The 22,717-nt window shown below is 70.9% G+C and carries 19 protein-coding genes; 4 read left to right on the top strand and 15 right to left on the bottom strand.

What is annotated here, in order from left to right; all coding sequences use genetic code 11:
* Positions 1-5 precede the first annotated feature (5 nt).
* The 4 genes from L1785_RS04435 to L1785_RS04420 form a co-directional block, all read right to left on the bottom strand.
* Entirely contained in the window at positions 6-872 is an 867-nt protein-coding gene (locus L1785_RS04435) for a carbohydrate ABC transporter permease (RefSeq protein ID WP_236087949.1), read from the bottom strand.
* A complete protein-coding gene (locus tag L1785_RS04430; RefSeq protein ID WP_236087947.1) occupies positions 869-1,795 on the bottom strand; it encodes a carbohydrate ABC transporter permease in 927 nt (308 codons plus the stop codon). The genes L1785_RS04435 and L1785_RS04430 overlap by 4 nt, the downstream gene beginning before the upstream one ends.
* Before the next feature lie 80 nt (positions 1,796-1,875).
* Entirely contained in the window at positions 1,876-3,180 is a 1,305-nt protein-coding gene (locus tag L1785_RS04425) for an ABC transporter substrate-binding protein (protein ID WP_236087946.1), read from the bottom strand.
* A gap of 113 nt (positions 3,181-3,293) precedes the next feature.
* Complete coding sequence (locus L1785_RS04420) at positions 3,294-4,328, bottom strand: LacI family DNA-binding transcriptional regulator (RefSeq protein ID WP_236087944.1); 1,035 nt, start codon at positions 4,326-4,328, stop codon at positions 3,294-3,296.
* Between the two features lie 103 nt (positions 4,329-4,431).
* Here L1785_RS04420 and glgB point away from each other — a divergent pair, with 103 nt between their 5' ends.
* Positions 4,432-6,678, top strand: coding sequence for a 1,4-alpha-glucan branching protein GlgB (gene glgB, locus L1785_RS04415; RefSeq protein WP_236087937.1), 2,247 nt, complete (start codon positions 4,432-4,434; stop codon positions 6,676-6,678).
* 148 nt (positions 6,679-6,826) lie between these two features.
* On the opposite strand, the gene L1785_RS04410 is transcribed toward glgB, so the two are convergent.
* Genes L1785_RS04410 through L1785_RS04400 form a run of 3 tightly spaced genes read right to left on the bottom strand, consistent with a single transcriptional unit; the run spans position 6,827 to position 10,713 of the window.
* On the bottom strand, positions 6,827-7,771 hold the full coding sequence (locus L1785_RS04410) for a tetratricopeptide repeat protein (RefSeq protein WP_236087936.1): 945 nt from the start codon (positions 7,769-7,771) through the stop codon (positions 6,827-6,829).
* Positions 7,772-7,816: 45 nt separating this feature from the next.
* Positions 7,817-8,815 carry a DUF8094 domain-containing protein gene (locus L1785_RS04405; protein WP_236087935.1) on the bottom strand — a complete coding sequence of 333 codons (999 nt, stop codon included), beginning with the start codon at positions 8,813-8,815 and terminating at the stop codon, positions 7,817-7,819.
* Positions 8,812-10,713, bottom strand: coding sequence for a hypothetical protein (locus L1785_RS04400; protein WP_236087934.1), 1,902 nt, complete (start codon positions 10,711-10,713; stop codon positions 8,812-8,814). Before L1785_RS04400 ends, L1785_RS04405 begins: the two co-directional genes overlap by 4 nt.
* A gap of 261 nt (positions 10,714-10,974) precedes the next feature.
* Between L1785_RS04400 and L1785_RS04395 the strand changes: the two genes are divergently transcribed.
* A complete protein-coding gene (locus L1785_RS04395; protein WP_236087932.1) occupies positions 10,975-12,489 on the top strand; it encodes a DivIVA domain-containing protein in 1,515 nt (504 codons plus the stop codon).
* Between the two features lie 87 nt (positions 12,490-12,576).
* Here the strand turns inward: L1785_RS04395 and L1785_RS04390 are convergent, their stop codons facing one another.
* The 3 genes from L1785_RS04390 to L1785_RS04380 are packed head-to-tail and all read right to left on the bottom strand — an operon-like array spanning position 12,577 to position 14,565.
* Entirely contained in the window at positions 12,577-13,413 is an 837-nt protein-coding gene (locus L1785_RS04390; protein WP_236087931.1) for an alpha/beta fold hydrolase, read from the bottom strand.
* Between the two features lie 50 nt (positions 13,414-13,463).
* Entirely contained in the window at positions 13,464-14,207 is a 744-nt protein-coding gene (locus L1785_RS04385) for an alpha/beta hydrolase (RefSeq protein WP_236087930.1), read from the bottom strand.
* Between the two features lie 58 nt (positions 14,208-14,265).
* Complete coding sequence (locus L1785_RS04380; RefSeq protein WP_236087928.1) at positions 14,266-14,565, bottom strand: Rv1322 family protein; 300 nt, start codon at positions 14,563-14,565, stop codon at positions 14,266-14,268.
* Between the two features lie 161 nt (positions 14,566-14,726).
* Between L1785_RS04380 and L1785_RS04375 the strand changes: the two genes are divergently transcribed.
* Both L1785_RS04375 and L1785_RS04370 read left to right on the top strand, forming a co-directional pair.
* Positions 14,727-15,707, top strand: a complete 981-nt coding sequence (locus tag L1785_RS04375) for an FKBP-type peptidyl-prolyl cis-trans isomerase (RefSeq protein WP_236087927.1) — start codon at positions 14,727-14,729, stop codon at positions 15,705-15,707.
* Positions 15,708-15,803: 96 nt separating this feature from the next.
* Entirely contained in the window at positions 15,804-16,328 is a 525-nt protein-coding gene (locus L1785_RS04370) for a phosphoribosyltransferase (protein ID WP_236087925.1), read from the top strand.
* 1,351 nt (positions 16,329-17,679) lie between these two features.
* Here the strand turns inward: L1785_RS04370 and L1785_RS04365 are convergent.
* The 5 genes from L1785_RS04365 to nrdH form a co-directional block, all read right to left on the bottom strand.
* The gene (locus tag L1785_RS04365) at positions 17,680-18,063 is read right to left on the bottom strand and encodes a PAS domain S-box protein (RefSeq protein ID WP_236087923.1); all 384 of its coding nucleotides are present in this window, start codon (positions 18,061-18,063) and stop codon (positions 17,680-17,682) included.
* Positions 18,064-18,606: 543 nt separating this feature from the next.
* Positions 18,607-19,587, bottom strand: a complete 981-nt coding sequence (gene nrdF, locus L1785_RS04360; RefSeq protein ID WP_236087922.1) for a class 1b ribonucleoside-diphosphate reductase subunit beta — start codon at positions 19,585-19,587, stop codon at positions 18,607-18,609.
* A 90-nt stretch (positions 19,588-19,677) separates the two neighbouring features.
* Complete coding sequence (nrdE, locus tag L1785_RS04355; protein WP_308113256.1) at positions 19,678-21,813, bottom strand: class 1b ribonucleoside-diphosphate reductase subunit alpha; 2,136 nt, start codon at positions 21,811-21,813, stop codon at positions 19,678-19,680.
* Positions 21,810-22,259, bottom strand: coding sequence for a class Ib ribonucleoside-diphosphate reductase assembly flavoprotein NrdI (gene nrdI / locus L1785_RS04350; protein WP_236087920.1), 450 nt, complete (start codon positions 22,257-22,259; stop codon positions 21,810-21,812). The genes nrdE and nrdI overlap by 4 nt, the downstream gene beginning before the upstream one ends.
* A 107-nt stretch (positions 22,260-22,366) precedes the next feature.
* A complete protein-coding gene (nrdH, locus tag L1785_RS04345) occupies positions 22,367-22,606 on the bottom strand; it encodes a glutaredoxin-like protein NrdH (RefSeq protein ID WP_236087918.1) in 240 nt (79 codons plus the stop codon).
* Positions 22,607-22,717 lie beyond the last annotated feature (111 nt).

Raw genomic sequence — 22,717 nt, 5'->3', positions numbered from 1 at the left:
GTCGGTCACTTGGTCGCCCCCTGGGTCAGGCCGCTGTAGATGAACCGCTGCAGGAAGAGGAACGCGAAGAGCGTCGGCAGGATGACGAGCATCGCGCCCGCGCAGATCACCTCCCACTGCGCGCCGAAGGGCCCCTGGAACCGGAACAGCGCGGTGGACACCACGCCCAGGTCCTGCTTCGGCATGTACAGGTACGGGATGTAGTACTCGTTGTAGATGCCGATTCCCTTGATGATCACCACCGTCGCGATGGCCGGCTTCAGCAGCGGGAAGATGATCCGCGCGTAGATCGTGAAGCGGTTTGCGCCGTCGAGCATCGCCGCCTCGTCGAGCGACTTCGGGATCGACTGCAGGAACTGCCAGAAGATGTAGATCGAGATGATGTCCGTGCCCATGAAGAGCACGATCGCGGCCGCGCGGGTGTTGAACAGGCCCAGGCCGTTGACGACCTGGAAGGTGGCGACCTGGGTGGTGACCCCGGGCACGAGCGTCGCCACGAGGAACGCCCCGAGCACGAGGCCCTTGCCCCGGAAGTCGAAGCGGTCGATCGCGTAGGCCGCCATGGACCCGATGAGGATGGTGCCGACCAGGGACACGACGAGGATGATCGACGTGTTGACGAAGCCCTGCAGGAGCCGGCCCTGCGTGAAGGCGGTGACGTAGTTCTCGACGTTGAACCAGTCCTGCGGCACGTCGAGCGGAGCCGTGGTGGCGAACTCCTGCTTCGTCTTGAAACCGGCGAGGAACACCGTCACGAGCGGCAGCAGGGCCACAGCGGAGGCGACGAGCAGGCTCGCGTACTTGAGGATCACGCCGACGGGCTCGAGGACGGGCGACAGGGACCGCACGGTGCGGCGGACGTTCACGGTCATGCCAGGTCGACCTTCTCGTCGGGGAACAGGGCGCGCTGGACCCACGTGACCGCCAGGACGATGAGCAGCAGCACGACGGCCATGGCCGAGGCGAGGCCGACCTTGTGGAACTCGAACGCCGTGTGCACGGTCTGGATCACGAAGGTCGTGGAGCCGTTCGCGCCGTCCAGCATGATGAACGGGATCTCGAACGCGGAGAGCGAGCCGGAGATCGCCAGGATCGCCGACAACCCCACCACACGCCGGATGCCGGGCGCGATGATGAACCGGAACGTGTCCCACGAGGTTGCGCCGTCGATGTCGGCGGCCTCGTAGAGCTCGCTCGGGATGGACTGGATCGCGCCGAGGAAGAGCACGAAGTTGAGCCCCATGTACCGCCACACGGAGGTCGCGGCGAGCGACACGTTGACGATGCCCGGGTCACCGAGCCACTGCGCGGGCTCGCTCACCCCGAAGAGCACGAGCACGGCGTCGAGCGTGCCGCCGGGCCGGAGGAAGTACAGGAAGACCAGGCTGATCGCGACCCCGTTGATCAGGTACGGGAAGAAGATCAGGCCCTTGAACAGGTTGCGGAACCTGGTCCTGAAGCTCAGCAGCGTCGCGAAGTACAGGGCGAGCACGAGCTGGACCGCCGCGCCGACGAGGTAGTACAGGCTGACGAGGAAGACCTGGACGTACGTCTCGTCGGTGAAGACGCGGACGTAGTTCGCCAGGCCCACGGGCTCCATCTCGCCCAGGCCGTCCCAGTCCGTGAAGCTGTACCAGACCATGTTGGCGACCGGCACGTACGTGAAGAGCACGAGCAGGCCGAGGGGGACGAGCAGGAAGAGCCAAGGGGTGGCGCGCCAGCCCCTGTGCGACCGAGCGCGGCCGGGTGCTGCCGTGGGTGTCGTGGTCGGCGTCGTCGCGACCGCTGCCGCCATGGGCAGCCTCCTTTCATGGGTTCCCGGGGGGCGGTCGGACGGCGTCGTCCGGCCGCCCCCGGGAACGGTGTGCGAAGAGGTCAGCCCACCGACTCGCGGGCGGCTGCCCACCGCTCGTCGAGCTCGGCGAAGAACGACTCCTTGTCGCCGTCCGCCGCGCCGCGGGCGATGTCCACGAGCTCCTGGCGGTAGATGTTGCCGTAGAGGTCGATCTCGGACTCGTTGACGACCGAGGACTCGTACGCCTCCTTGCCGGCGGGCGCCGGGTTCATCTGGACGTACTCGACGCCGGCCGCGTCGAAGTCGCCCAGCGTCGTGGGCGTCGGGCCGTCGACCAGCGGGGAGATGCCGCCCTCGTCGTAGGCGTAGTCCGACTTCTCGGCGAACCACTGGATCCAGGCCCATGCGGCGGCCTTGTGCTCGCTGTGCACGTTGATGGCGTTCTTGTAGTCGCCCGAGATCTGTGCGTGGAACTTCCCGTCCACCTGGTACGGGAACGGCATGTAGCCGATGTCCTCGGCGGAGGCGCCGGCGTCCTCGGCGGCCTGCTGCATCTGGGTGATGGCCCACGAGCCGAGCAGCATGGTGGCGATCTCGCCGGTGCCGAGGAGCGTCTTCGACTCCTCCCAGTTCGTCGTGGTCGGGTCTTCCTCGGAGAGGCCGTTCGCGACGACGTCGAAGAGCAAGCCGTCGGAGATGCCGTGCCACTCGTCCTGCGCCCACGGGGTGTCGGAGTACGCCACCTGCGTGTTCGCGTAGTCCGGGTCGCCCATCACGCCGCGGTTGCCGTCCCACTGGCTCAGCGGCCAGCCGTCGGCGTAGTTCGTGTAGTACGGGACCGCGTCGGTGGTCTCCTTGATGGCCTGGAGGTCCTCGAGGAACTCCTCCGGCGTGGTCGGCAGGTCCTCGATGCCGGCCTCCGCCCAGACCACCTTGTTGTAGACCAGGCCCTGGGTGTTGACCGTGATGGAGATGCCGTAGACCTGCCCCTCGTACGCCTTCTCCTCGACGAGCTTGTACTTCTGGCTCAGGTCCTCGACGCTGCCCAGCGGCTCGAAGTAGGTCGCGAACTCGTCGGGGTCGACACTGTTCGGCATGAGGAGGACGTCGCCGTAGTCCTCGGTGTTCATGCGCGTCGCGATCTCGCCCTCGTAGTCCGTCATGGACTCGAAGTTCACCGTGACGTCGGGGTACTCCGCCTCGAACTCGGCCTTGTAGTCCTGGAAGACCGTGTCGACGATGTCGGTGCGCTGGGTGATGACGGTGATCTCTCCGGAAGGCGTGCCGTCGATCCCCTCGCTCGCGTCCCCGGAGCCACCGCTCCCGCACGCGGTCAGGGTCAGAGCCGTGGCCGCGCCCACGGCGGCGATGTGCTTCCTTGCCATCTCGGTCTCACTCTCGTCGTCGTTGACCCGTGATTTCCCAGCACCAGGGCTATTCCTGGTCAGGCACGAGACCGAGTGAAGCGGTTAAGTTTCCGTAAGTCAACGAGTGATGGTCACGGTTGGGCAACGGGCCGGCTCTCCGGATGGCCCGTCGTCCCCCGCAACCGCAGCGTCGGTGTCGAGTCGAGGAAGCTCCCGCCCAGCACCCCCGCCATCCGGTCGAACAGCCGCCGCGCGACGTGCGCGCCGAAGCCGACCACGTCGTGGCTCAGCGCCGTGAGCTGCGGAAAGGTCGCCCGGCACAGCGGCGAGTCGTCCCAGGCCACGATCGACAGGTCCCCCGGGACGCGCAGCCCCATGGACGCCGCGACGCCCAGCCCCGCCAGCGCCATGACGTCGTTGTCGTACACGATCGCGGTGGGCGCCGGGTCGTCCGCCAGCAGCGCACGCGTCGCGGCCGCGCCCTGGTCGGGCGAGTAGTCCGTGGGCAGCACGCGGGCGCGCACCCCGAGCCGCGCCGACTCCTCCCGGAAGGCCTGGTCCCGGATCCAGGTGTGGCCGAAGCTCCGCACGCCCGACACGCGTGCCACGTCCCGGTGCCCCAGGCCCCGGAGATGGCGCAGCGACTCGCGCGTGGCCGCCGCGTCGTCGGTCCAGACGTTCGTGAGCCCGCGCGCCAGGCTCGGGTCCCCCACCACCACCGTGGGCAGCGCCCCGTCCTCGGCCAGCATCGCCACCCGCGGGTCGTCCACGCGGGGGTCCACCGTGACGATCCCGTCCACCCGCCGAGCCGCCCGCCACTTCCGGTATGTGCGCAGCTCGGCCTCGAGGTCGGGCGCGACCTGCAGCAGGAGGCCGTAGTCGCGCGCCGCCAGCTCGGACTCGATGCCTGCCACGAACTGCATGTAGAACGACTCGAAGCCCAGGGTGCTCGGGTCACGCGCCAGGACCAGGCCGACCGTCTCCGTCCGCGCACCCGACAGCGAGCGCGCGGCCGAGCTGGGCGCCCAGCCGAGCTCCGTCGCGATGCCCAGGATCCGCTCCCGCGTCGCCTCCGACACCCCCGGGCGGCCGTTGAGCGCGTACGAGACCGCGCCGGTGGACACGCCCGCGCGGCGGGCGATGTCGGCGATGGTGATGCGCGTCACGGGGCAGCCTCCTCCTGGCCCGGCGACGACGTCGGGCAGCGACTCAGTATCCGCATCGCGCGGCGTGACGGCGAGCCACGCCCGTCCGTGGAAAGGTGATCCCATGGCAGACCTGCCCGCCGTGGACCTCGAGACCCTGACCGCTATCGCGCAGGGCGCGCACTTCGATCCGCACGCCGTCCTGGGACCGCACCTGCTCGACGGACCCTTCGCCGTCGTGCGGGCCCTTCGCCCTCTCGCCGACGAGGTCGTCGTGGTGACGCCCGACGGCGAGCACCCCGCCGAGCACGAGGGCGCGGGCGTGTGGGCCGCCGTCGTGCCGGCCGCCGTGCCGCCCGAGGAGAAGCCCAGCGGCTCGGCCAGACGCCGTTCCGCACCCTTGCGGTACGACGTCCCGGACTACCGCATCCGGGCCCGCTACGGCGACCTCGAGTCGACGGCGGACGACCCCTACCGCTTCCTGCCCACCCTCGGCGAGGTGGACCTGCACCTCGTCGGCGAGGGGCGCCACGAGGAGCTGTGGCGCGTGCTGGGCGCGAACCCGCGGCGCTACCCGAGCGTGCTCGGCGAGGTGTCCGGCACGTCGTTCGCGGTGTGGGCGCCGAACGCGCGCGGCGTGCGCCTCCTCGGCGACCACAACCACTGGAGCCCCACCCACCCGATGCGCTCGCTCGGCTCGTCCGGGGTGTGGGAGCTGTTCGTGCCGGGCGTCGGCGCCGGCACGCGCTACAAGTACGAGATCCTCGGGGCCGACGGCGTCTGGCGCGCCAAGGCCGACCCCCTCGCCAAGGGCACCGAGGTGCCGCCCTCGACGGCGAGCATCGTGATCGAGTCGGCCTACGCGTGGGACGACGACGAATGGCTCGCGGCCCGCGCGGCCCGCGACCCGCACAGCGGGCCGATGAGCGTGTACGAGGTGCACCTGGGGTCGTGGCGGCCCGGCCTGTCCTACCGGGAGCTCGCCGAGCAGCTCACGACGTACGCGGTCGAGCAGGGCTTCACCCACGTCGAGTTCATGCCGGTCGCCGAGCACCCCTACGGCGGCTCCTGGGGCTACCAGGTGACGTCGTACTACGCGCCGACGTCCCGGTTCGGGCACCCCGACGACTTCCGGTATCTCGTCGACTGCCTGCACGGCGCCGGCGTCGGCGTGATCCTCGACTGGGTCCCCGCGCACTTCCCCCGCGACGACTTCGCCCTCGCCCGGTTCGACGGGACCGCGCTGTACGAGCACGGCGACCCCACGCGCGGCGAGCACCCCGACTGGGGCACGTACGTCTTCGACTTCGGCCGCCGGGAGGTGCGCAACTTCCTCGTCGCGAACGCCACCTACTGGTTCGAGGAGTTCCACGCCGACGCGCTGCGCGTCGACGCCGTGGCCTCCATGCTCTACCTCGACTACTCGCGCGAGCCTGGTCAGTGGCAGCCCAACGTGCACGGCGGGCGGGAGAACCTGGACGCCATCGCGTTCCTCCAGGAGACCAACGCCACCGCCTACCGGCGCACGCCCGGCGTCATGATGATCGCCGAGGAGTCGACCGCCTTCCCCGGCGTCACGACGCCGACCTCGTTCGGCGGCCTCGGCTTCGGCCTCAAGTGGAACATGGGGTGGATGAACGACACCCTGCGCTACCTCGCCGAGGACCCGATGTACCGCCGGTACCACCACCACGAGGTGACGTTCTCGCTGGTCTACGCGTTCTCCGAGCAGTTCGTGCTGCCGATCAGCCACGACGAGGTGGTGCACGGCAAGGGCTCGCTCTTCGGCAAGATGCCTGGCGACCACTGGCAGAAGCTCGCGGGCGTGCGCTCGTTCCTCGCCTACCAGTGGACCCACCCCGGCAAGCAGCTGCTCTTCATGGGGTGCGAGTTCGCCCAGGACGTCGAGTGGGCGGAGGGCGAAGGACTGCGGTGGGACCTGCTCGGCAACCCGGGCCACGCCGGCGTCCAGCAGCTCGTGCGCGACCTCAACGCGCTGTACCGGCGCACGCCCGCCCTGTGGGAGCGAGACTTCGAGCCCGCAGGCTTCGAGTGGCTCGACTCCGACGACGCCGACCACAACGTCCTCGCCTACGTCCGCCGGTCGCTCTCCGGGGACCCGGTCGTCGTCATCGTCAACTTCTCGGGCGTGCCGCACGAGGGCTACCGCGTGTCCCTGCCCGACTCCCCCACCGGCGTATGGCTCGAAGCCCTGAACACCGACGCGGTCGAGTACGGCGGGTCCGGGGTGGGCAACATGGGGTGGGTCCACGCGCAGGACGTGCCGTGGAAGGGCCGCGGGCAGTCCGCCACCCTGCGGGTGCCGCCGCTGGGCGCGCTGGTGCTCGTGCCGGAGCCGGGCGCGAAGTAGTGGGTCGGTCCGGGCCGGGCCGGGCCGGGGGTATTCGGTCGGTATTTCCTTCCGCGAGGCTGGATGGGCCTGGCGGGAGGCCGCGAGGAACGAGCGGCCGGATGGTCGCCTCGCGGAAGGAAATACCGACCGACTACCTTGAACCCGCTCAGTACAGGCTGATCGCCAGGCGCTGACGGGCCTTGCCCACGCGCGGGTCAGTGGGTCCGACCACCTCGAAGTAGTCCAGGAGCCGCACACGCAGCTTCTCCTTGGCGTCGGCCGAGGCCCCCGGCAGGAGGTCGAGCAGGCGCTCCAGGGCGTCCTCGACCTTGCCGCCGAGCAGGTCCAGGTCGGCCACGGCGAGCTGGGCGTCGACGTCCTCCGGCCCGTCGGCCGCGGCCTTGCGCACCGTGGCGAGGTCGGCGCCGTGGGTGCGCTGCAGGAGGCGCACCTGCGCCAGCCCTGCCGAGGCCATCGCGTCGCGCGGGTCCTGCTTGAGCGCTCTCTCGTACGCGGCCACCGCGGCATCGAGGTCGTCGCGCTCGATCGCGTCGTACGCCTCCTGGTGCAGGGGCGGCAGCGGCGGCTCCTGCTCCTCCTCCGGCTCGGCGCCGGCGGCCTCGGCGCCGGGCGCGGGCACGCGGCCTGTCACACCGTTCTGCTCGGCCGCGGCCAGCACCTGGTCGATCACGCCGCGCACCTGGTCGGCCGGCGCGCTGCCTGCGAAGAGGGGCAGTGGCTGCCCCTGCAGCACTGCGACGGTGGTCGGCACGCCCTGGACCTGGAACGCCGCCGCGAGCTGCGGGTACTCCTGGGCATCGACGCGCCCGAGCAGGAAGCGGCCGGCGTACTCCTCGGCGAGCGCGCCGAGCGTGCTGCCGAGCTCGGCGTTCGAGGCATCGGTCGGGATCCACAGGAGCACCACGACGGGATACTTCGAGGAGTCGCGGACCACCTGCTCGAAGTTGGCGTCCGTCAGGTCGATCACGTAGCCGCCGGCTGCGGGCGCCCCGCCCGGCTCACCAGGCGGCGGGGCCTGCGGGCGGGTCAGCGCGGACAGGTCGACAGCGCCGCGGGCGGAGAAGGCAGGCTGCGGAGTGGGACTGCTCATGGGGCCATCCTACGAAGTCACGGCGCCGCGGCCGACCCGGCGCGGTCAGCTGTTCGCGACCGCGTCCGCGACGTGCGTGAAGCCCACCAGGGAGACCTGCTCGATCGACCCCGCCGCCGGGACGTACAGAGCCACCACGTCGACATACGTGATCTTCAGGACGTTCGACGGCTGCGCGTCGCCGAAGATCGCCTTCGCGGTCTCCGTCTGCGGCCCGATCTTGGCGCCGGTCGGGCCGTTGAACGACTCGAGGCTCGACAGCCGAGCCATGACGATCGCCCCGCCGTCGAGGGTACGCATCGCGCGCGGCGGGTCCTCCGTCGTCGAGAACTGCATCGTGTACGTGCTGCCCGCGGCAGCCTTGAGCGCCTCGGTCTGCGTGGCCGTGTTGCCCGCCACGAACTCGCGGAACTTGTCCTGCGTGAAGGTGGGCGCGAACTGCGACCCGTCACCGGCGTTCAGCACGTCCGAGTACTGCGCGACGGCGTCCGAGGGCGTCACGAGCAGGGTTGCGTCGTCCGGCGCGAGCACCTCGCTGCCGAAGTCGGGCTTCGCGAACGCCGGTAGCACCGTGTTCGGCAGGAGCTGGACCCAGCCCCACAGCCTGTAGGGGTCACGCGCCGTGGCCTGGTCGAACGCCATGAGGCGCTGCGGCGTCAGGTCCGCCGGCACCACGCTGACGGCGAACGACGTGCGCGGCCACGTCGTGGTCGTCGGCGGGACGACCTGCTGGGCCTCCATGGGGAGCTGCGTCACCAGGTCGGCGTTGCCCCGCCTCTGCGCCACCTCGAGCTGACGCCACCGCAGGTCCAGGGCTGGGCCCGTCAGCCGGGTCTTCAACGACTCCAGGTCGTTGTTCGCCTGGGCCGCCTCCAGCGTCGCCCGGACGGACTCGAGGACCCGCTTCTCCTGGTCCAGGCCCAGCACCGGTGCGACGACCGCCTCCTCTGCCGCCGGCGTCGGCAGCTCGGCTGCGCACCCTGCCAGCAGCGCCGTCGTCGCGGCCAGGGCCACCAGGCCCGTCCGCCTCGTCCTGCGGTTCATCGCTCTCCTCCGTCGCCGCCCGAGAAGCCCCAGGTCTGCCGCCACGCCGCTGCGCGGCCGGTCGACCCCTCCTCTTGCGGATGTGCTTCCTCGGCGGGTGCCTCGGGCCCGGGCACGACGGGCATGGTGCCCGTGGCCGCGCGACGCTCGGCCTGGTCGCGCATGCGCAGCTCGCGCCGTGTGAGCGGCCGGTCCGACGCCGGAGCGCCGGCCTGGTCGCCCGTGCCGGGGCCTGTCGGGGCGCTCGGCACGACGTGACCGCCCGCCGGGTCGGGCGCTCCGTAGCCTTGTGCCGGGTCCGCGTAGCCCTGCGCCGGGGCCGGATAGCCCTGGACAGGAGCGGCGGGGACCTGTTGGGCGCCGGCGGCCTGTGCGGCGCCGGGGGCGCCCGGACCGCCTGGCCCAGGGCGGCGTCGGCCGCGCAGGGAGAACGGGCCGCCGGCCTGCGGCGGGGCCGCCTGCGGGGCGAGCTGAGCGGCGGCCGGGTCGGCCACCGGAGCGCCGGCGGGCGGGCCGCCGAGTGCCCCGAAGCCGCCGGACGGCTCGGGAGCGGGCTGCGGAGCGCCGCCCGCGAGCCGACGCCGGCCGCGGCGCAGGCCCGCGGCGGGCGCGTCCATCGGGACCGGACCCGGCTCGGGACCCTGCGGACCAGGCTGAGGCGCCGCGCCGAAGGGTCCGGGCACACCGCCGCCGTAGGCCGGCTCGGGCACACCGCCGCCGTAGGCCGGCTCAACAGGCGAAAGCCCGCCGAACGGGGCCGGCTCGGGGACCGAGCCGAAGGGCGCCCGGTCGGGCGCACCGCCGAACGGAGCCGGCTCCGCCGGGCTCCCGAACGGGGCCGGCTCCGGCGCACCGCCGAAGGGGGCCGGCTCTGCCGGGCCGCCGAACGGGGCCGGCTCCGGCGCACCGCCGAAGGGGGCCGGCTCTGCCGGGCCGCCGAACGGGGACGCGGCGAACGGGGACGCGGCGGGCGCTACTGCGCCCCACAGACCGGCCCCCGCCTGCCGTTCCTCCGCGGAGGCGTCGTCCGTGCCCGGGGCGCCGGGGACGTCGTCGGACCCGGGGGTCGCGGGAACGGCCTGCGGTTCGGTCGTGCCGCGGCGGCGCGAACCAGACCCGCCACCCTTGGAGACCTGCGAGCGGGCCGCCGAGGCGACCGAGCTCACGGCCCGGCCGGGCCGGGACGCCGCGACGCGGCGCTTCACGCGGCGAGCACCGAGCAGGACGACGACGCCGAGCCCGATCAGGACGACGCCGCCGAGCACGCCCGGCCACAGGTACGGCGTCCCGGCCTCGCGTGGCCACGTGAGCTCGACGGTGGGCGGCGTCGCGCCGTCGCCGACCCCGGCGGCGAGCAGGACCCAGCGGCCCGGCGCCTCAGGAGTGCTCCAGCGCAGGCTGACGCTGGTCTGCCCGGTGACCTCGGACACCCACATGTCGGAGCCGGCAGGGTCCGGGCCCACCAGGGCGGGAACGGTCGTCTCCGTCGCGGCCTCGCCCTCGGCGGGCGCGGACGGGTCGGCAGCCGGCGCGGACGGGTCCGTCGCGGCGGCGTCGTCCGTGGCGGCCGCACCGGGCGTGACGTCGAGCGTCTCCCAGTCCGACAGGCCGGTGACGCGGTCGTACGGGTCCGCACCGACCCAGCCGAGGACGTCGACGTCGCGGCCCACGGCCAGCGTCACGGTCTGCCCCTCGGGCACCGTCGCGGTGACCGTGACGTCGTCGGCCACGAGGCCGAGGACCCCGGGGTCGGTGACGACGAGCGCGGCGTCGCCGCTGGGCACCGCTTGCGCGACGACCGTGTCTGCCCCGCGCCAGACGGTCGCGGAGGCGACCCCCAGGCCGATCCCACCCAGACCGAGCACGATCAGGAGGGCCGCGAGAATCCGTTGCACCACCGAACAATCCCTTCGACGTGGACGTTCCAGCATAGGTACGCGGGCTGAGGTCCTGTCCAGGAGGGCCTGCTGGCGAGGATCGTCACGAATCCTTCACACCCCACCTGCATGAACCGCCCGTACCGTCGGGGGTGAACCAGATGGACAGCCAGTGTTCCGAACCAGGCTCTGCCGCGTATCCTGAGCGCCGGAAGTCGCCACTGGCACCCGGAGTACCTTGACCCGGGGAACAAACCGGTCCCAACCACGGAGGTCTGCACTGTGTCCGACCAGGGCTCGCTCTTTCCGACCGCCATGCGTGGCTACGACCGCGAGCAGGTCGACAGCCACATGGCCCGCCTGACGCACGCCCTGGAGGAGGCGCGCCGGCAGGTCGAGACCGCCGACGGCCGGGCGATGCAGCTCACCCAGGAGCTCAGCGACGCCAAGCGCGCGCTGCGCGAGAACGACCGGCCGTCCTACTCCGGCCTCGGATCGCGCATCGAGCAGCTTCTCCGGTCCGCCGAGGAGCAGTCGGCCGACATCCTGGCGCAGGCCAACCAGCAGGCTGCCGACGTCATGGCGCGCGCCAAGCTCTCCGCGGGCCAGGTGCGTTCCCGCGCGGAGTCCGAGGTCGCCGAGCTGCTCTCGAGCGCCCGCCGCGAGGCCGAGGAGATCCGCACCACCACGGCCGCCGAGGCGGAGGGCCACCTGCTCGGCGCCCAGCGCCGCGCCGAGGAGCTCGTCGGTTCCGCCGAGCGCGAGGCCGCGCTCATCACGAGCGGCCTCGCGACCGAGGAGAGCGAGCGCCGCGCCAGCCTCGAGCGCGAGCTCGGCACGCTGCGCGCGACCGTCGAGCGCGAGACCACCGAGCTGCGCGTCACGACCGAGCGCGACGCCGCCCAGCTGCGTGCCCAGGTGGCCGCCGAGACCGCCGCCCAGCGCGAGGCCGCGGAGCGCGAGTCCGCCGAGCTGCTCGAGCGCACGCGACGCGACGTGGAGAGCCAGGTCGCCGAGGCCCGCCGGCAGGCGGCCGAGGCGGCGAACGCCGTCACCACCGAGCTCGAGGACCTGCGCGAGCAGGCCCGCTCGGCCCTCTCGGAGGCCCAGCTCGAGATCGTCACGCGCCGCGAGGCCGTGGAGCAGGAGCTGTCGGCCCGTCACGAGACCGCAAAGGGCGAGACGGAGCGCCTGGTGCGCGCCGCCGAGGAGCACGCGGCCGAGGCGGAGAAGCGCGTCGCCGTCGCGCTGGAGCAGTCCGAGAAGGTGCGCTCCGAGTCCGACCAGTACGTGAAGGACCTCGTCGCCGACGCGCGCCGCACCTCCGACCGCATCGTCGCCGAGGCCCGCGAGTTCGCCGAGCAGACGATCGCCGACGCCCGCGCCGAAGCCGAGATGCAGCGCAGCGCGGCCCAGCGCCAGCTCGAGGACCTCACGCGCCAGCACGACTCGATCAACTCCTACCTCGACGAGCTGCGTGGCCTGCTCGGCACGCCGGCGCCGGGTGGCGAGAACGCCAAGCCCGCCGCGCCGGTCGGCCCGAACGGCCTGGCGCTCTCGCCGGCCCAGCAGGCACGGTTCGCCAACGTGGGTGCGCAGGCCGAGGCCGACGAGGCCGCCGCGCCGGTCGCCATCCCGCCGGTCAACCCGGCGCCCGTTCCGGTCGGTACCGCCACCATCGTGATCCCGGCGGTCAAGTCCGGCACCGGCGAGGGCGACTCCGACGGGGAGGCCGCCGGGGAGTCGGCGGCCGACGCGGAGGGGGCCCCGGCCGAGGAGCCGGCACCTGCCCGCTGAGTCCCGCGGACTCACCCGCCTCGAGCGACGAGAACGACGTGTGGGCCCCTACCCGGTCAGGTAGGGGCCCACACGTCGTTCTCGGGATCAGGACGGCGGGTACCACCAGCGGCGCGTGAGCCACGAGTCGCGCCGGCTCGTCACCCTCTGGTGCAGCAGCGCGAGCGCGGCGGCCACCGCCTGCGGTTCCTCGACCGCGCTGAGGTGCCCGGCAGCCGGCACGACCGTCAGCGCGCCGTCGGCGGTCGCGTGCACCATGTGCTCCGCGTCCGCCACGGTGGTGATCTCGTCCTCGGCGCCCACCACCACGGCGACCGGCCCGTCGAACCGTTCGAGCACGGCCGTGCGGTCGGGCCGCGCCGCCATCGCACGCTGCGCCCAGGCGATGCCCGCGGGCGACTGCGCCCGGATCCACGACTCGACGACGGGGAACAGGTTGCGGCGGCCCGACGCCGTCGTGCTGCCGAGCAGTGTGGCCGGCATGCCCAGCACCGCGTCGACGGTCTGCGCGGACTCGACGATGTCGGCGATCCGGCGCCGCTTGGCGCGCGCCTCGTCGGTGTCGGCGGTCGACCGGGTGTCGATCAGGCCGAGCCCGTCCACGAAGCCGGGGTGCCGCTCGGCGAGCGCGAGGGCGACGTAGCCACCCATCGAGAGCCCGACCACGATCGCGTTGCCCTCCCCCGAGGCGACCAGGGTCGCGTGCACGGCGTCGGCGGCCGACTCGAGCGACGCGGGCCGCCCGTCGAGCTCGCTGTGACCCTGCCCGGGCAGGTCGACCGCGATCACCCGCAGGCCGGGCGGCAGGGCGTCCGCGCACGCCGCCCACATGCGGTGGTCCACCGGGAAGGCGTGCAGCAGGACCAGCGGAACCCCGCCGCCGTCGCGCAGAGCGTAGGTAGCCAGGGGGTTGGTCGAGGTCATCGTCGTCCTCCTCAGTTCCGTGGCCCGGGGGCCGGGAGTTGGTCTCGCGGTCAGGCGCCGAGCGGCCCGTCCCAGTGCGTCGGCAGGGGCAGGGGGTGATCCGGCAGCACGTGGCCGACGATCTCGTTCAGCACCCGCACGACGGCGGGCTCGCCGACCCACAGGTGCCTGGCGCTCTCGATACCGATCACCTCGGCGTGCGGCACGCGGGCGAACCGGCGCCGGGCCTCGGCGGGCTGCAGGTAGTCGTCGAGCTCCGGGACGAGCACCACGAGCGGCCGGCCCGACGCGGCCCACCGGTCCAGGTCCTCGTCGGTGGCGCGGTGCAGCGGCGGCGACAGGAGGATCGCGCCCTCGACCGCGGGGTCGTCGCCGTACTTGAGCGCGAGCTCGGTGCCGAACGACCAGCCCACGAGCCAGGGTCGCGGCAGCCCGCGGAACTCGGCGAGCTCGATCGCGGCCGCGACGTCGTACCGCTCCGCGTCACCGCCGTCGAACGCGCCCTCGCTCGTCCCCCGGGGCGAGGACGTGCCCCGCGTGTTGAAGCGCAGCACGGCCAGACCCGCGAGGGCAGGCAGGCGCCAGGCAGCCTTCCGGAAGACGTGCGAGTCCATGTAGCCGCCGTGCGTGGGCAGCGGGTGGAGGGTGATCAGCGTGGCCTCGGGAGACCGGTCGGCGGGCAGCGCCAGCTCGCCAACCAGGGTCAGGTGGTCAGCCGTGTGCAGCTCCACGTCCTCGCGGATCGCGGGCAGGACGGTCATGGAGCGGATCTGGTGGGACGCCTCGGTAGTCATCGCTTCCATTCTCCCCCGGTCCGCGTCCGCTGGTCAGCGCGGGCGCGCCGTCTCGTGGTCAGCGCAGGCGAGCACGGCGCTGCCAGCACGACGTGTGCCAGTGACGCCGGTACTCGAGCCCGACCTCTGGTCCGCCGATCGCGTCGCTCGCCCAGGCGACGACGTGCGCCGTCCCGGGCGGGATCTCCTGCCTGCAGGCTGGGCACGTATAGGTCTTCTCGGACCCGCGGACCGTCTGCACGACCCACTCGCCGTCGGCCGCGGACTCGCTGCGCCGGCCGCCGGTCGCGCGGTCGAGGTCGAGCGGACGGGGCTCGGCCCCATGGGGCCGACGCTTGGAAGGACGCTTCGACGGCATGCGCAGATTCTTCCATCCGGGGCACGACGCCGGAGGTGAACCTCCGCACAGCGGCGCGCCACCGGCGTCGGCGAGCGGGCGGGCGACGTTGAGGGGGCGTCCAGCAGCGCCCGCTAGAGTGTGCCGGACCCCGAAGGTGAAACCGACCGAAGGACCAACCCGTGAAGCACCGCACCACTGCCGGCCTGGCGGCCCTCGCCCTGGGCGCCGCTCTCGCGCTGACCGCCTGCTCGAGCGGCGAGGAAAGCGCGACCGAGGCCGGAGAGGCCGTCTGCACGCCGGAGGTCCAGGCCGCCGCGAGCACCCCCGCCCAGCCGACGCCGACTGCCGAGGACGTGGCCGCCGTCGACGCGATCCAGGTCACGGGCGACGCGGGCGCGGAGCCCACGGTGACGTTCACGGCGCCGCTCACGGTGACCGCGCCGACCACGCGCATCATCAGCGAGGGCACGGGAGCCGACCTGGTCGAGGGCCAGCAGGTGAGCATCAACTACGTCGTGATGGCCGCCGCCGACGCGACGCTCGTGGGCTCCACGTGGGCCGAGGGCCAGTCGCCCGAGGTCTTCACGCTGGGCGACGCCTCGTACGAGCTGCTGAACACCCCGCTGCTCGGCCACAAGGTCGGCACCCGCCTCGTGCTCGCCAGCCAGGGTGCGGACGGCACGTACCAGGTCAGCCTCATCGAGGTCGCGGAGGCGAAGGACACGCTGTCCCGCGCCGAGGGCGAGCCGGTTGAGCCGGCCGAGGGTCTGCCGACCGTCGAGCTCGCCGAGGACGGCCTGCCGACCGTCACGATCCCCTCGGGCTACGAGGCACCGGCCGAGCTCGTCGTGCAGCCGCTCATCAAGGGCGAAGGCGCCGCCGTGACCGAGGACCAGACCGTCACCGTCCAGTACGCCGGCTGCCTCCTTGACGGCACGTCGTTCGACTCGTCGTGGAGCCGCGGCACGCCCACGTCGTTCCCGCTGACGGGCGTCATCCCGGGCTGGACGCAGGGCATCGCCGGCCAGACGGTCGGCAGCCAGGTGCTCCTCGTGATCCCGGCGGAACTTGCGTACGGCGACCAGGAGAGCGGGGCCATCCCGGCCAACTCGCCGCTGGTCTTCGTCGTGGACATCCTCGACGCCAGCAGCGACGCGTGACCTTCCGCACGGCCGGGGTGTAACGCCCCAGGTCAGCGGCATACCGACGGCGGGTTCCCGGTTCCGGGGGCCCGCCGTCGGCCGTATCGTCGTGGCATGAACCCACCCGAGGCACCGGCGCTCGACGCCCCGCCCACCCGCGAGGTGCTGACCTGGCAGCAGTTCCCCGTCGCCGTCCGCCAGCTGGCCGAGCAGGTCGTGGCGAGCGGCTTCGTCCCCGACGTCGTGGTGGCCGTCGCCCGAGGCGGTCTGGTGCCCGGCGGGGCCGTGGCCTACGCGCTCGGCACCAAGGGCGTCGGCACGCTGAACATCGAGTTCTACACGGACATCGGCAAGACGCTCGACGACCCGCGCGTGCTGCCGCCGCTCATGGACACGTCCGAGCTGCCGGGCTCGAAGGTCCTCGTGGTCGACGACGTCGCCGACTCCGGCCGCACCCTCGCGCTGGTGATGGACATGCTCGCCGGGACGGGCGCCGACGCCCGCTCCGCGGTGCTGTACACGAAGCCGCGCAGCATCATCACGCCCGACTTCTCCTGGCGCGACACCGACCTGTGGATCACGTTCCCGTGGTCGGCCGAGCCGCCGGTGACGGGGGCGCAGGTCCGCCCCGCCGACTAACCGCTGCCGGCAGGTCCGCCCCGCCGACTAACCGCTGCCGTATGCGCCGTGAGATCTGCAGTTCGGGCCGGGATCTGCAGCTTGAGCTGCAGATCCCGGCCCGGATACGCACCGCACGGCTCGGTGGACCCGGCCGGGTGCGATGAGCAGACCATCGTGCGATCCGCCTGCCGGACTGGGCTGATCGTGCGTCTCATCGGGCACGAGGACGCGTGACCTCGTCACCCTGCACGCTCGACCGCAGACGGTGACGTTGCCGGAGCGGCCGTTCCGGAAGATCTCCGACGCGGCTGCCGATCCCGATCTCGGCACAGCAATGAGTGTCGGGACTCGCCGCCAGATGAGCCGGACAGTCCTCCACCAGCCCGCGCAACTGCTCAGCGCGAAGCTCGAAGGCGATCCTGCTGCCGACCAGGAACATCGTCTGGGCCGCCATCTCGAACCGCAGATGATCCCGGAAGTCGCCGTAACCGGCCTCGTCGTACTCCGGGGTCGGCTGGAACAGGGGCGGCCTCCACCTCGTCCTGCGCTGGGGAGATGTGAGCACGGCTGTCCATCGACTCGGTTCTGGAGTTGGCGGCCCGGCATGACCTTGCGCTCTACGACCCCTCTCGGGCAAGAACTGGGACTTCTGATTCCCGGTAGCTTGTAGCGGCTGACCAGAGGGCCCGGAACCGCAGGATTCTGGCACCACAGCCTCGCGCTGCCGGTCTCGGCCTGGAAGCGGGCGCGGGCACGGGTGCGACAGATGTTCGTCGACAAGGACGCCGCGCTCAAGCTGGCCGCGGCGTGGTGGCTCGCGGCCCGCTCCCCGCGAACCGTGGTGTGGCTGCCGCTGCGGCAGTCAGCGGCGACCTGCGGGAGCGACGTCTACGGCAAACGGTTCGACCTGGTGCTGATGGCAGGTTCCGAGTCGTGCGGCCGGCGCGACCGCCCCGCCATGCGGCGCTCTACGACGGCTACCGCGACGGCGGTTCCGGGCCTATTTGCGTGTCGACTTTCTCAAGACACAGGAGGTCGGAGATGGACATGAGGCGATTCAATGATTGCGCCCTGTCGACTTTCGGATGGCGTCGAGGGCGGGGACGTCGCTACGGTCACGCCTCGTGCTCCTTTCTCGAGGCTGCTTGTGCGCCGTGACCTATGACGTGCTGCGAGGCGATGTTGCGCGGGCCGACGGCGGCCGCCATGCCGATGGGGACGGCGCATGAGGCTCGCGGGCGCCCAGTGGCGGGTCCTGTCGGCGGACGTCGCGGTGGATGGGCGTGACGACCCGAGACACGAGGCTCAGCGGCTGTGTCCTTCCGACCAGAAGGACGCGGCGACATGGCGCCCGATCACCGCCTCGCCCCTATTCGCCGACCCGACGGACGAAGTGATACGCCACCACGTGTCCCCGGTAGGTCAGCGGGATCATGTCGGTCTCCGCGGCGAAGGTCGATCCGTCCTTGCGCTTGCCGCGGAAGCGGAACGTCACCGGATACTGGAGACGGCCCACATGGTTCTGATAGTTCCAGACGTACTGGGCACGGCTTTCATCGGCGATGAGCGTACTCGCGAAGTCGTCAATCGCCTCCCATTCGTCGACGTCGTATCCGAACATCTTGGCGAGCCGCTGGTTGCAGACCTTGTTCTGCTCGTCGAGCCAGAGATACACGCCGTCGGGGCTTTCCTCGAGCACCGGCTTGAGATGCTCGGCCAGCTCGGCGATTGCGGTCGCATGTGAGGTCGTCATGGCGATCTCCATTCACGGAGGCGGACCTTGCGATTCCCTTGCAGCCACAATAGCGCGGCCAGCTACTGTTCGACCTTTGGGCACTTTGGCGATCGGCGGTGCCGATCCGGGGCCTAGCCGCGTGCAGTCCAGGGCGGCCAGTGCGGCTCGTGATCGGGTGGGCGAGCGCCGACGCTGCTCATCGCGACCTCCCGTGGACACGGCGGGCCCCTCGTGGACCGTCGTGCCCCTCCGTGCCCCTGACCGGGCACGACCGGCGAGGTCCGCAGAACTCCGCGGTTCCTGAGCCCTTCGCGACCCCGCGTGGGGACGAAGGGGCACGACCTCGACACCACCCCTGACCCAAGATCGGGTCGCAGCGCGCCTCGCGCTCGTCGTGAAGGTGTGCGCGTGCCCCCGGCGTGCCCCACCGAACGACAACTCCTGTCCATCTCCGACCTCCTGTGTCTTGAGGATGTCGGCACGCAAGAGGCCCGGAGCCGCGAGTTTCCGCGATTCCGGGCCTCTGGTCAGCCCCTTCCGGCTACCGGGCTCTGACGAGTATCAGAAGTCCCAGTCGTCGTCTTCCGTCTCGACGGCCTTGCCGATGACGTACGACGACCCCGACCCCGAGAAGAAGTCGTGGTTCTCGTCCGCGTTCGGCGAGAGGGCTGCGAGGATCGCCGGGTTGACGTCCGTGTCCTCCTTGGGGAACAGCGCCTCGTAGCCCAGGTTCATCAGGGCCTTGTTGGCGTTGTACCGCAGGAACGCCTTGACGTCCTCGGTGAGCCCCAGCTCGCCGTAGAGCGCCTCGGTGTACTCGACCTCGTTCTCGTACAGCTCGAAGAGCAGGTCGAACGTGTACGCCTTGAGGTCGTCCTGCTCGGCCTGCGTGACCTGCGCGAGGCCCTTCTGGAACTTGTAGCCGATGTAGTACCCGTGCACGGCCTCGTCGCGGATGATGAGGCGGATCAGGTCGGCCGTGTTGGTGAGCTTCGCCCGGCTCGACCAGTACATCGGTGCGTAGAAGCCCGAGTAGAACAGGAACGACTCGAGCATCGTCGAGGCGACCTTGCGCTTGAGCGGGTCGTCGCCCCGGTAGTACTCCAGGACGATCTCGGCCTTGCGCTGCAGGTTCGGGTTCGCCTCGGACCACGCGAACGCCTCATCGATCTCCTTGCTGGAGATCAAGGTCGAGAAGATCGACGAGTAGCTCTTGGCGTGCACCGACTCCATGAACGCGATGTTCGTGTAGACGGCCTCCTCGTGCGGCGTCAGCGCGTCGGGGATGAGGCTGACGGCGCCGACCGTGCCCTGGATCGTGTCCAGCAGCGTCAGGCCCGTGAACACGCGCGTCGTCATGAGCTTCTCGGCCGGCGAGAGGGTCGCCCACGACTGGATGTCGTTGGACACCGGGACCTTCTCGGGCAGCCAGAAGTTGCCGACGAGGCGGTCCCAGACCTCGAGGTCCTTCTCGTCCTCGAGTCGGTTCCAGTTGATCGCCGACACGCGGTCGATGAGCTTGAGCTTTCCGGTGGGTGACATTTCTCTTCTCCTACCCCGGCACCGGGGCGACGAACTGGGTGAGGCGGCCGCCGAGGCGGTGCTGGATGGACTGCCTGTCGCGAGGCTGGATCAGAGCATGCAGCTCACGCAGTTCTCGACCTCGGTGCCCTCCAGCGCCATCTGGCGCAGGCGGATGTAGTACAGGGTCTTGATGCCCTTGCGCCAGGCGTAGATCTGCGCCTTGTTGACGTCGCGGGTGGTCACCGTGTCCGGGAAGAACAGCGTCAGGGACAGGCCCTGGTCCACGTGCTGCGTCGCCGCGGCGTACGTGTCGATGATCTTCTCGTACCCGATCTCGTACGCGTCCTGGTAGTACTCCAGGTTCTCGTTCGTCATGTACGGCGCCGGGTAGTAGACGCGGCCGATCTTGCCTTCCTTGCGGATCTCGACCTTCGCCGGCACCGGGTGGATCGACGAGGTGGAGTTGTTGATGTAGCTGATCGAGCCCGTGGGCGGCACGGCCTGCAGGTTCTGGTTGTAGATGCCGTGCTCCATGACCGAGGCCTTGAGCTGCTTCCAGTCCTCCTGCGTCGGGATCCGCACGCCCGCGTCGGCGAAGAGCTCCTTCACGCGGTCCGTCTCCGGCTCCCACACCTGGTCGGTGTACTTGTCGAAGTACTCGCCGCTCGCGTACGTGGACTTCTCGAACCCGCCGAACGCCCGGCCCCGCTCGATCGCGAGGCGGTTGGACGCCGCGATCGCGTGGAACGCGACCGTGTAGAAGTAGATGTTCGTGAAGTCGACGCCCTCCTGCGACCCGTAGAAGACCCGCTCGCGGGCGAGGTAGCCGTGCAGGTTCATCTGGCCGAGGCCGATCGCGTGACCCATCTCGTTCGCCAGCTTCACCGACGGCACCGACTCGATGCTCGTCTGGTCGCTCACGGCGGTGAGGGCCCGGATCGCGGTGTCGATCGTCTTCGCGAAGTCCGGCGAGTCCATCGTGCGCGCAATGTTCAGCGAGCCGAGGTTGCAGGAGATGTCGCGGCCGACGGTCGAGTAGGACAGGTCCTCGTTGAACGTGGACGGCGTCGAGACCTGGAGGATCTCCGAGCACAGGTTCGAGTGGGTGATGCGGCCCTCGATCGGGTTCGCCCGGTTCACCGTGTCCTCGAACATGACGTACGGGTAGCCCGACTCGAACTGCAGCTCCGCCAGCGTCTGGAAGAAGTCGCGCGCCTTGATGGTCGTCTTGCGGATGCGGTCGTCCGCGACGAGCTCGTCGTACTTCTCCGTGATGCTGATGTCCGCGAACGGCACCCCGTACACGCGCTCTACGTCGTACGGAGAGAACAGGTGCATGTCAGCGTTCTTCTTGGCGAGCTCGAACGTGACGTCCGGGATCACGACGCCCAGCGAGAGCGTCTTGATGCGGATCTTCTCGTCGGCGTTCTCACGCTTGGTGTCGAGGAACCGCAGGATGTCCGGGTGGTGCGCGTGCAGGTACACCGCACCGGCGCCCTGGCGCGCGCCGAGCTGGTTCGCGTACGAGAACGAGTCCTCCAGCAGCTTCATCACGGGGATGACGCCCGACGACTGGTTCTCGATGTGCTTGATCGGCGCGCCGTGCTCGCGGATGTTGCTCAGCAGCAGAGCGACGCCGCCGCCGCGCTTCGAGAGCTGCAGCGCCGAGTTGATGCCGCGCGCGATCGACTCCATGTTGTCCTCGATGCGCAGCAGGAAGCAGGACACGGGCTCGCCGCGCTGCGCCTTGCCGACGTTGAGGAACGTGGGCGTCGCGGGCTGGAACCGGCCGGAGACGACCTCCTCGACGATGTCACGGGCGGTCTGCTCGTCGCCGTCCGCCAGTCCGAGCGCCACCATCGACACGCGGTCCTCGAAGCGCTCCAGGTACTTCTTCCCGTCGAACGTCTTCAGCGTGTACGACGTGTAGTACTTGAACGCGCCCAGGAACGTGTCGAAGCGGAAGTCCTTCGAGTACGCGAGCTGGAACAGCTCCTTCACGAAGGCGCGGTCGTACTTGGCCAGCACCGCCGGGTCGTAGTACTTGTTCTCGACGAGGTGGTCCAGCTTCGCGTCGAGCGACTCGAAGGTGACCGTGTTCTGGTTCACGTGCTGCAGGAAGTACTGGCGGGCGGCCTCGCGATCCTTGTCGAACTGGATCTTGCCGTCCGCGCCGTACAGGTTCAGCATCGCGTTGAGCGCGTGGTAGTCGAGCTGCAGCGTGGGCAGCCGGACCTCCGTCACGCCGAGAGCTGCGCCGGTGCCTTCGTCGATGACTGTCGTTGCCAAAATCGTCCCAATCCTTCGCGGACGCGTGTGACGTCCTCCGCTGTGCCCAGGAGCTCGAAGGCGTACAGGTAGGGAACATGGCACTTGGTAGCGACGATGTTCCCGGCGATGCAGTACGCCGCTCCGAAGTTGGTGTTCCCCGCGGCGATGACGCCACGGACGAACGACCGGTTGTGCTCGTCGTTGAGGAACTTCCTCACCTGCCGGGGGACGGCCCCGCCCTCGTTGCCCCCTCCGTAGGTGGGGACCATGAGGACGTAGGGCTCGTCCACCCGGAGGAAGCCGTCGGCCGGCCGCAGCGGTATCCGGTGCACCGAGATCCCGAGCTCCTCGAGCCCGAGCCGCTGCACGAACCGATGGGTGTTCTCGGAGACGCTGGAGAAGTAGACGAGAGATCCCATGTCCGACCTCCTCACCTGCCAGGAACTACCGGGAACGCTGCCGGCCGGCGGCTGCGCGCGCCTGCGGCGCGACCGACGGCGGGTGGCGCCTTGCGGCGCCGGTGATGTCAGGCCGTCGCGACCACGGCGGCGAGAGCGCTGATCTGGTCGGGGCGGAAGCCGGACCAGTGCGTCTCGCCGGCGACCACGACCGGAGCCTGGAGGTAACCGAGGCCGCGGACCATCTCGAGCGCGGCGGCGTCCTGCGTGATGTCGACGACCGTGTACTGGACGCCCTTGCGGTCCAGTGCACGGTAGGTCGCGTCGCACTGGACGCATGCCGGCTTGCTGTAGACCGTGACGCTCATGGCGGCCTCCCCTGTCTGACCTCGAAAAACGGTGGTGTAACTACACCGATGTGGTTCGCGCGGAAGCCTGGTGGCCCCGCTGCTTCAAACACTACACCTAGTGTCTGACAC

This window comes from Antribacter soli, from assembly GCF_021568775.1.
In the GTDB taxonomy this organism is placed as follows: Bacteria; Actinomycetota; Actinomycetes; order Actinomycetales; family Cellulomonadaceae; genus Antribacter; species Antribacter soli.
The sequence above is the reverse complement of the archived record's forward strand: the minus strand, read 5'-3'. Positions and strand labels throughout refer to the sequence as shown.

Bases quoted from the DNA above. Each gene is read 5' to 3' on its own strand.
- L1785_RS04385 (WP_236087930.1), bottom strand. From the start codon at position 14,207: ATGACTACCGAGGCGTCCCACCAGATCCGCTCCATGACCGTCCTGCCC.
- L1785_RS04435 (WP_236087949.1), bottom strand. From the start codon at position 872: ATGACCGTGAACGTCCGCCGCACCGTGCGGTCCCTGTCGCCCGTCCTC.
- nrdH (WP_236087918.1), bottom strand. From the start codon at position 22,606: ATGAGCGTCACGGTCTACAGCAAGCCGGCATGCGTCCAGTGCGACGCG.
- nrdI (WP_236087920.1), bottom strand. From the start codon at position 22,259: ATGGGATCTCTCGTCTACTTCTCCAGCGTCTCCGAGAACACCCATCGG.
- L1785_RS04410 (WP_236087936.1), bottom strand. From the start codon at position 7,771: ATGAGCAGTCCCACTCCGCAGCCTGCCTTCTCCGCCCGCGGCGCTGTC.
- L1785_RS04370 (WP_236087925.1), top strand. From the start codon at position 15,804: ATGAACCCACCCGAGGCACCGGCGCTCGACGCCCCGCCCACCCGCGAG.
- L1785_RS04430 (WP_236087947.1), bottom strand. From the start codon at position 1,795: ATGGCGGCAGCGGTCGCGACGACGCCGACCACGACACCCACGGCAGCA.
- L1785_RS04380 (WP_236087928.1), bottom strand. From the start codon at position 14,565: ATGCCGTCGAAGCGTCCTTCCAAGCGTCGGCCCCATGGGGCCGAGCCC.
- L1785_RS04425 (WP_236087946.1), bottom strand. From the start codon at position 3,180: ATGGCAAGGAAGCACATCGCCGCCGTGGGCGCGGCCACGGCTCTGACC.
- nrdF (WP_236087922.1), bottom strand. From the start codon at position 19,587: ATGTCACCCACCGGAAAGCTCAAGCTCATCGACCGCGTGTCGGCGATC.
- L1785_RS04365 (WP_236087923.1), bottom strand. From the start codon at position 18,063: ATGACGACCTCACATGCGACCGCAATCGCCGAGCTGGCCGAGCATCTC.
- L1785_RS04405 (WP_236087935.1), bottom strand. From the start codon at position 8,815: ATGAACCGCAGGACGAGGCGGACGGGCCTGGTGGCCCTGGCCGCGACG.
- glgB (WP_236087937.1), top strand. From the start codon at position 4,432: ATGGCAGACCTGCCCGCCGTGGACCTCGAGACCCTGACCGCTATCGCG.
- L1785_RS04390 (WP_236087931.1), bottom strand. From the start codon at position 13,413: ATGACCTCGACCAACCCCCTGGCTACCTACGCTCTGCGCGACGGCGGC.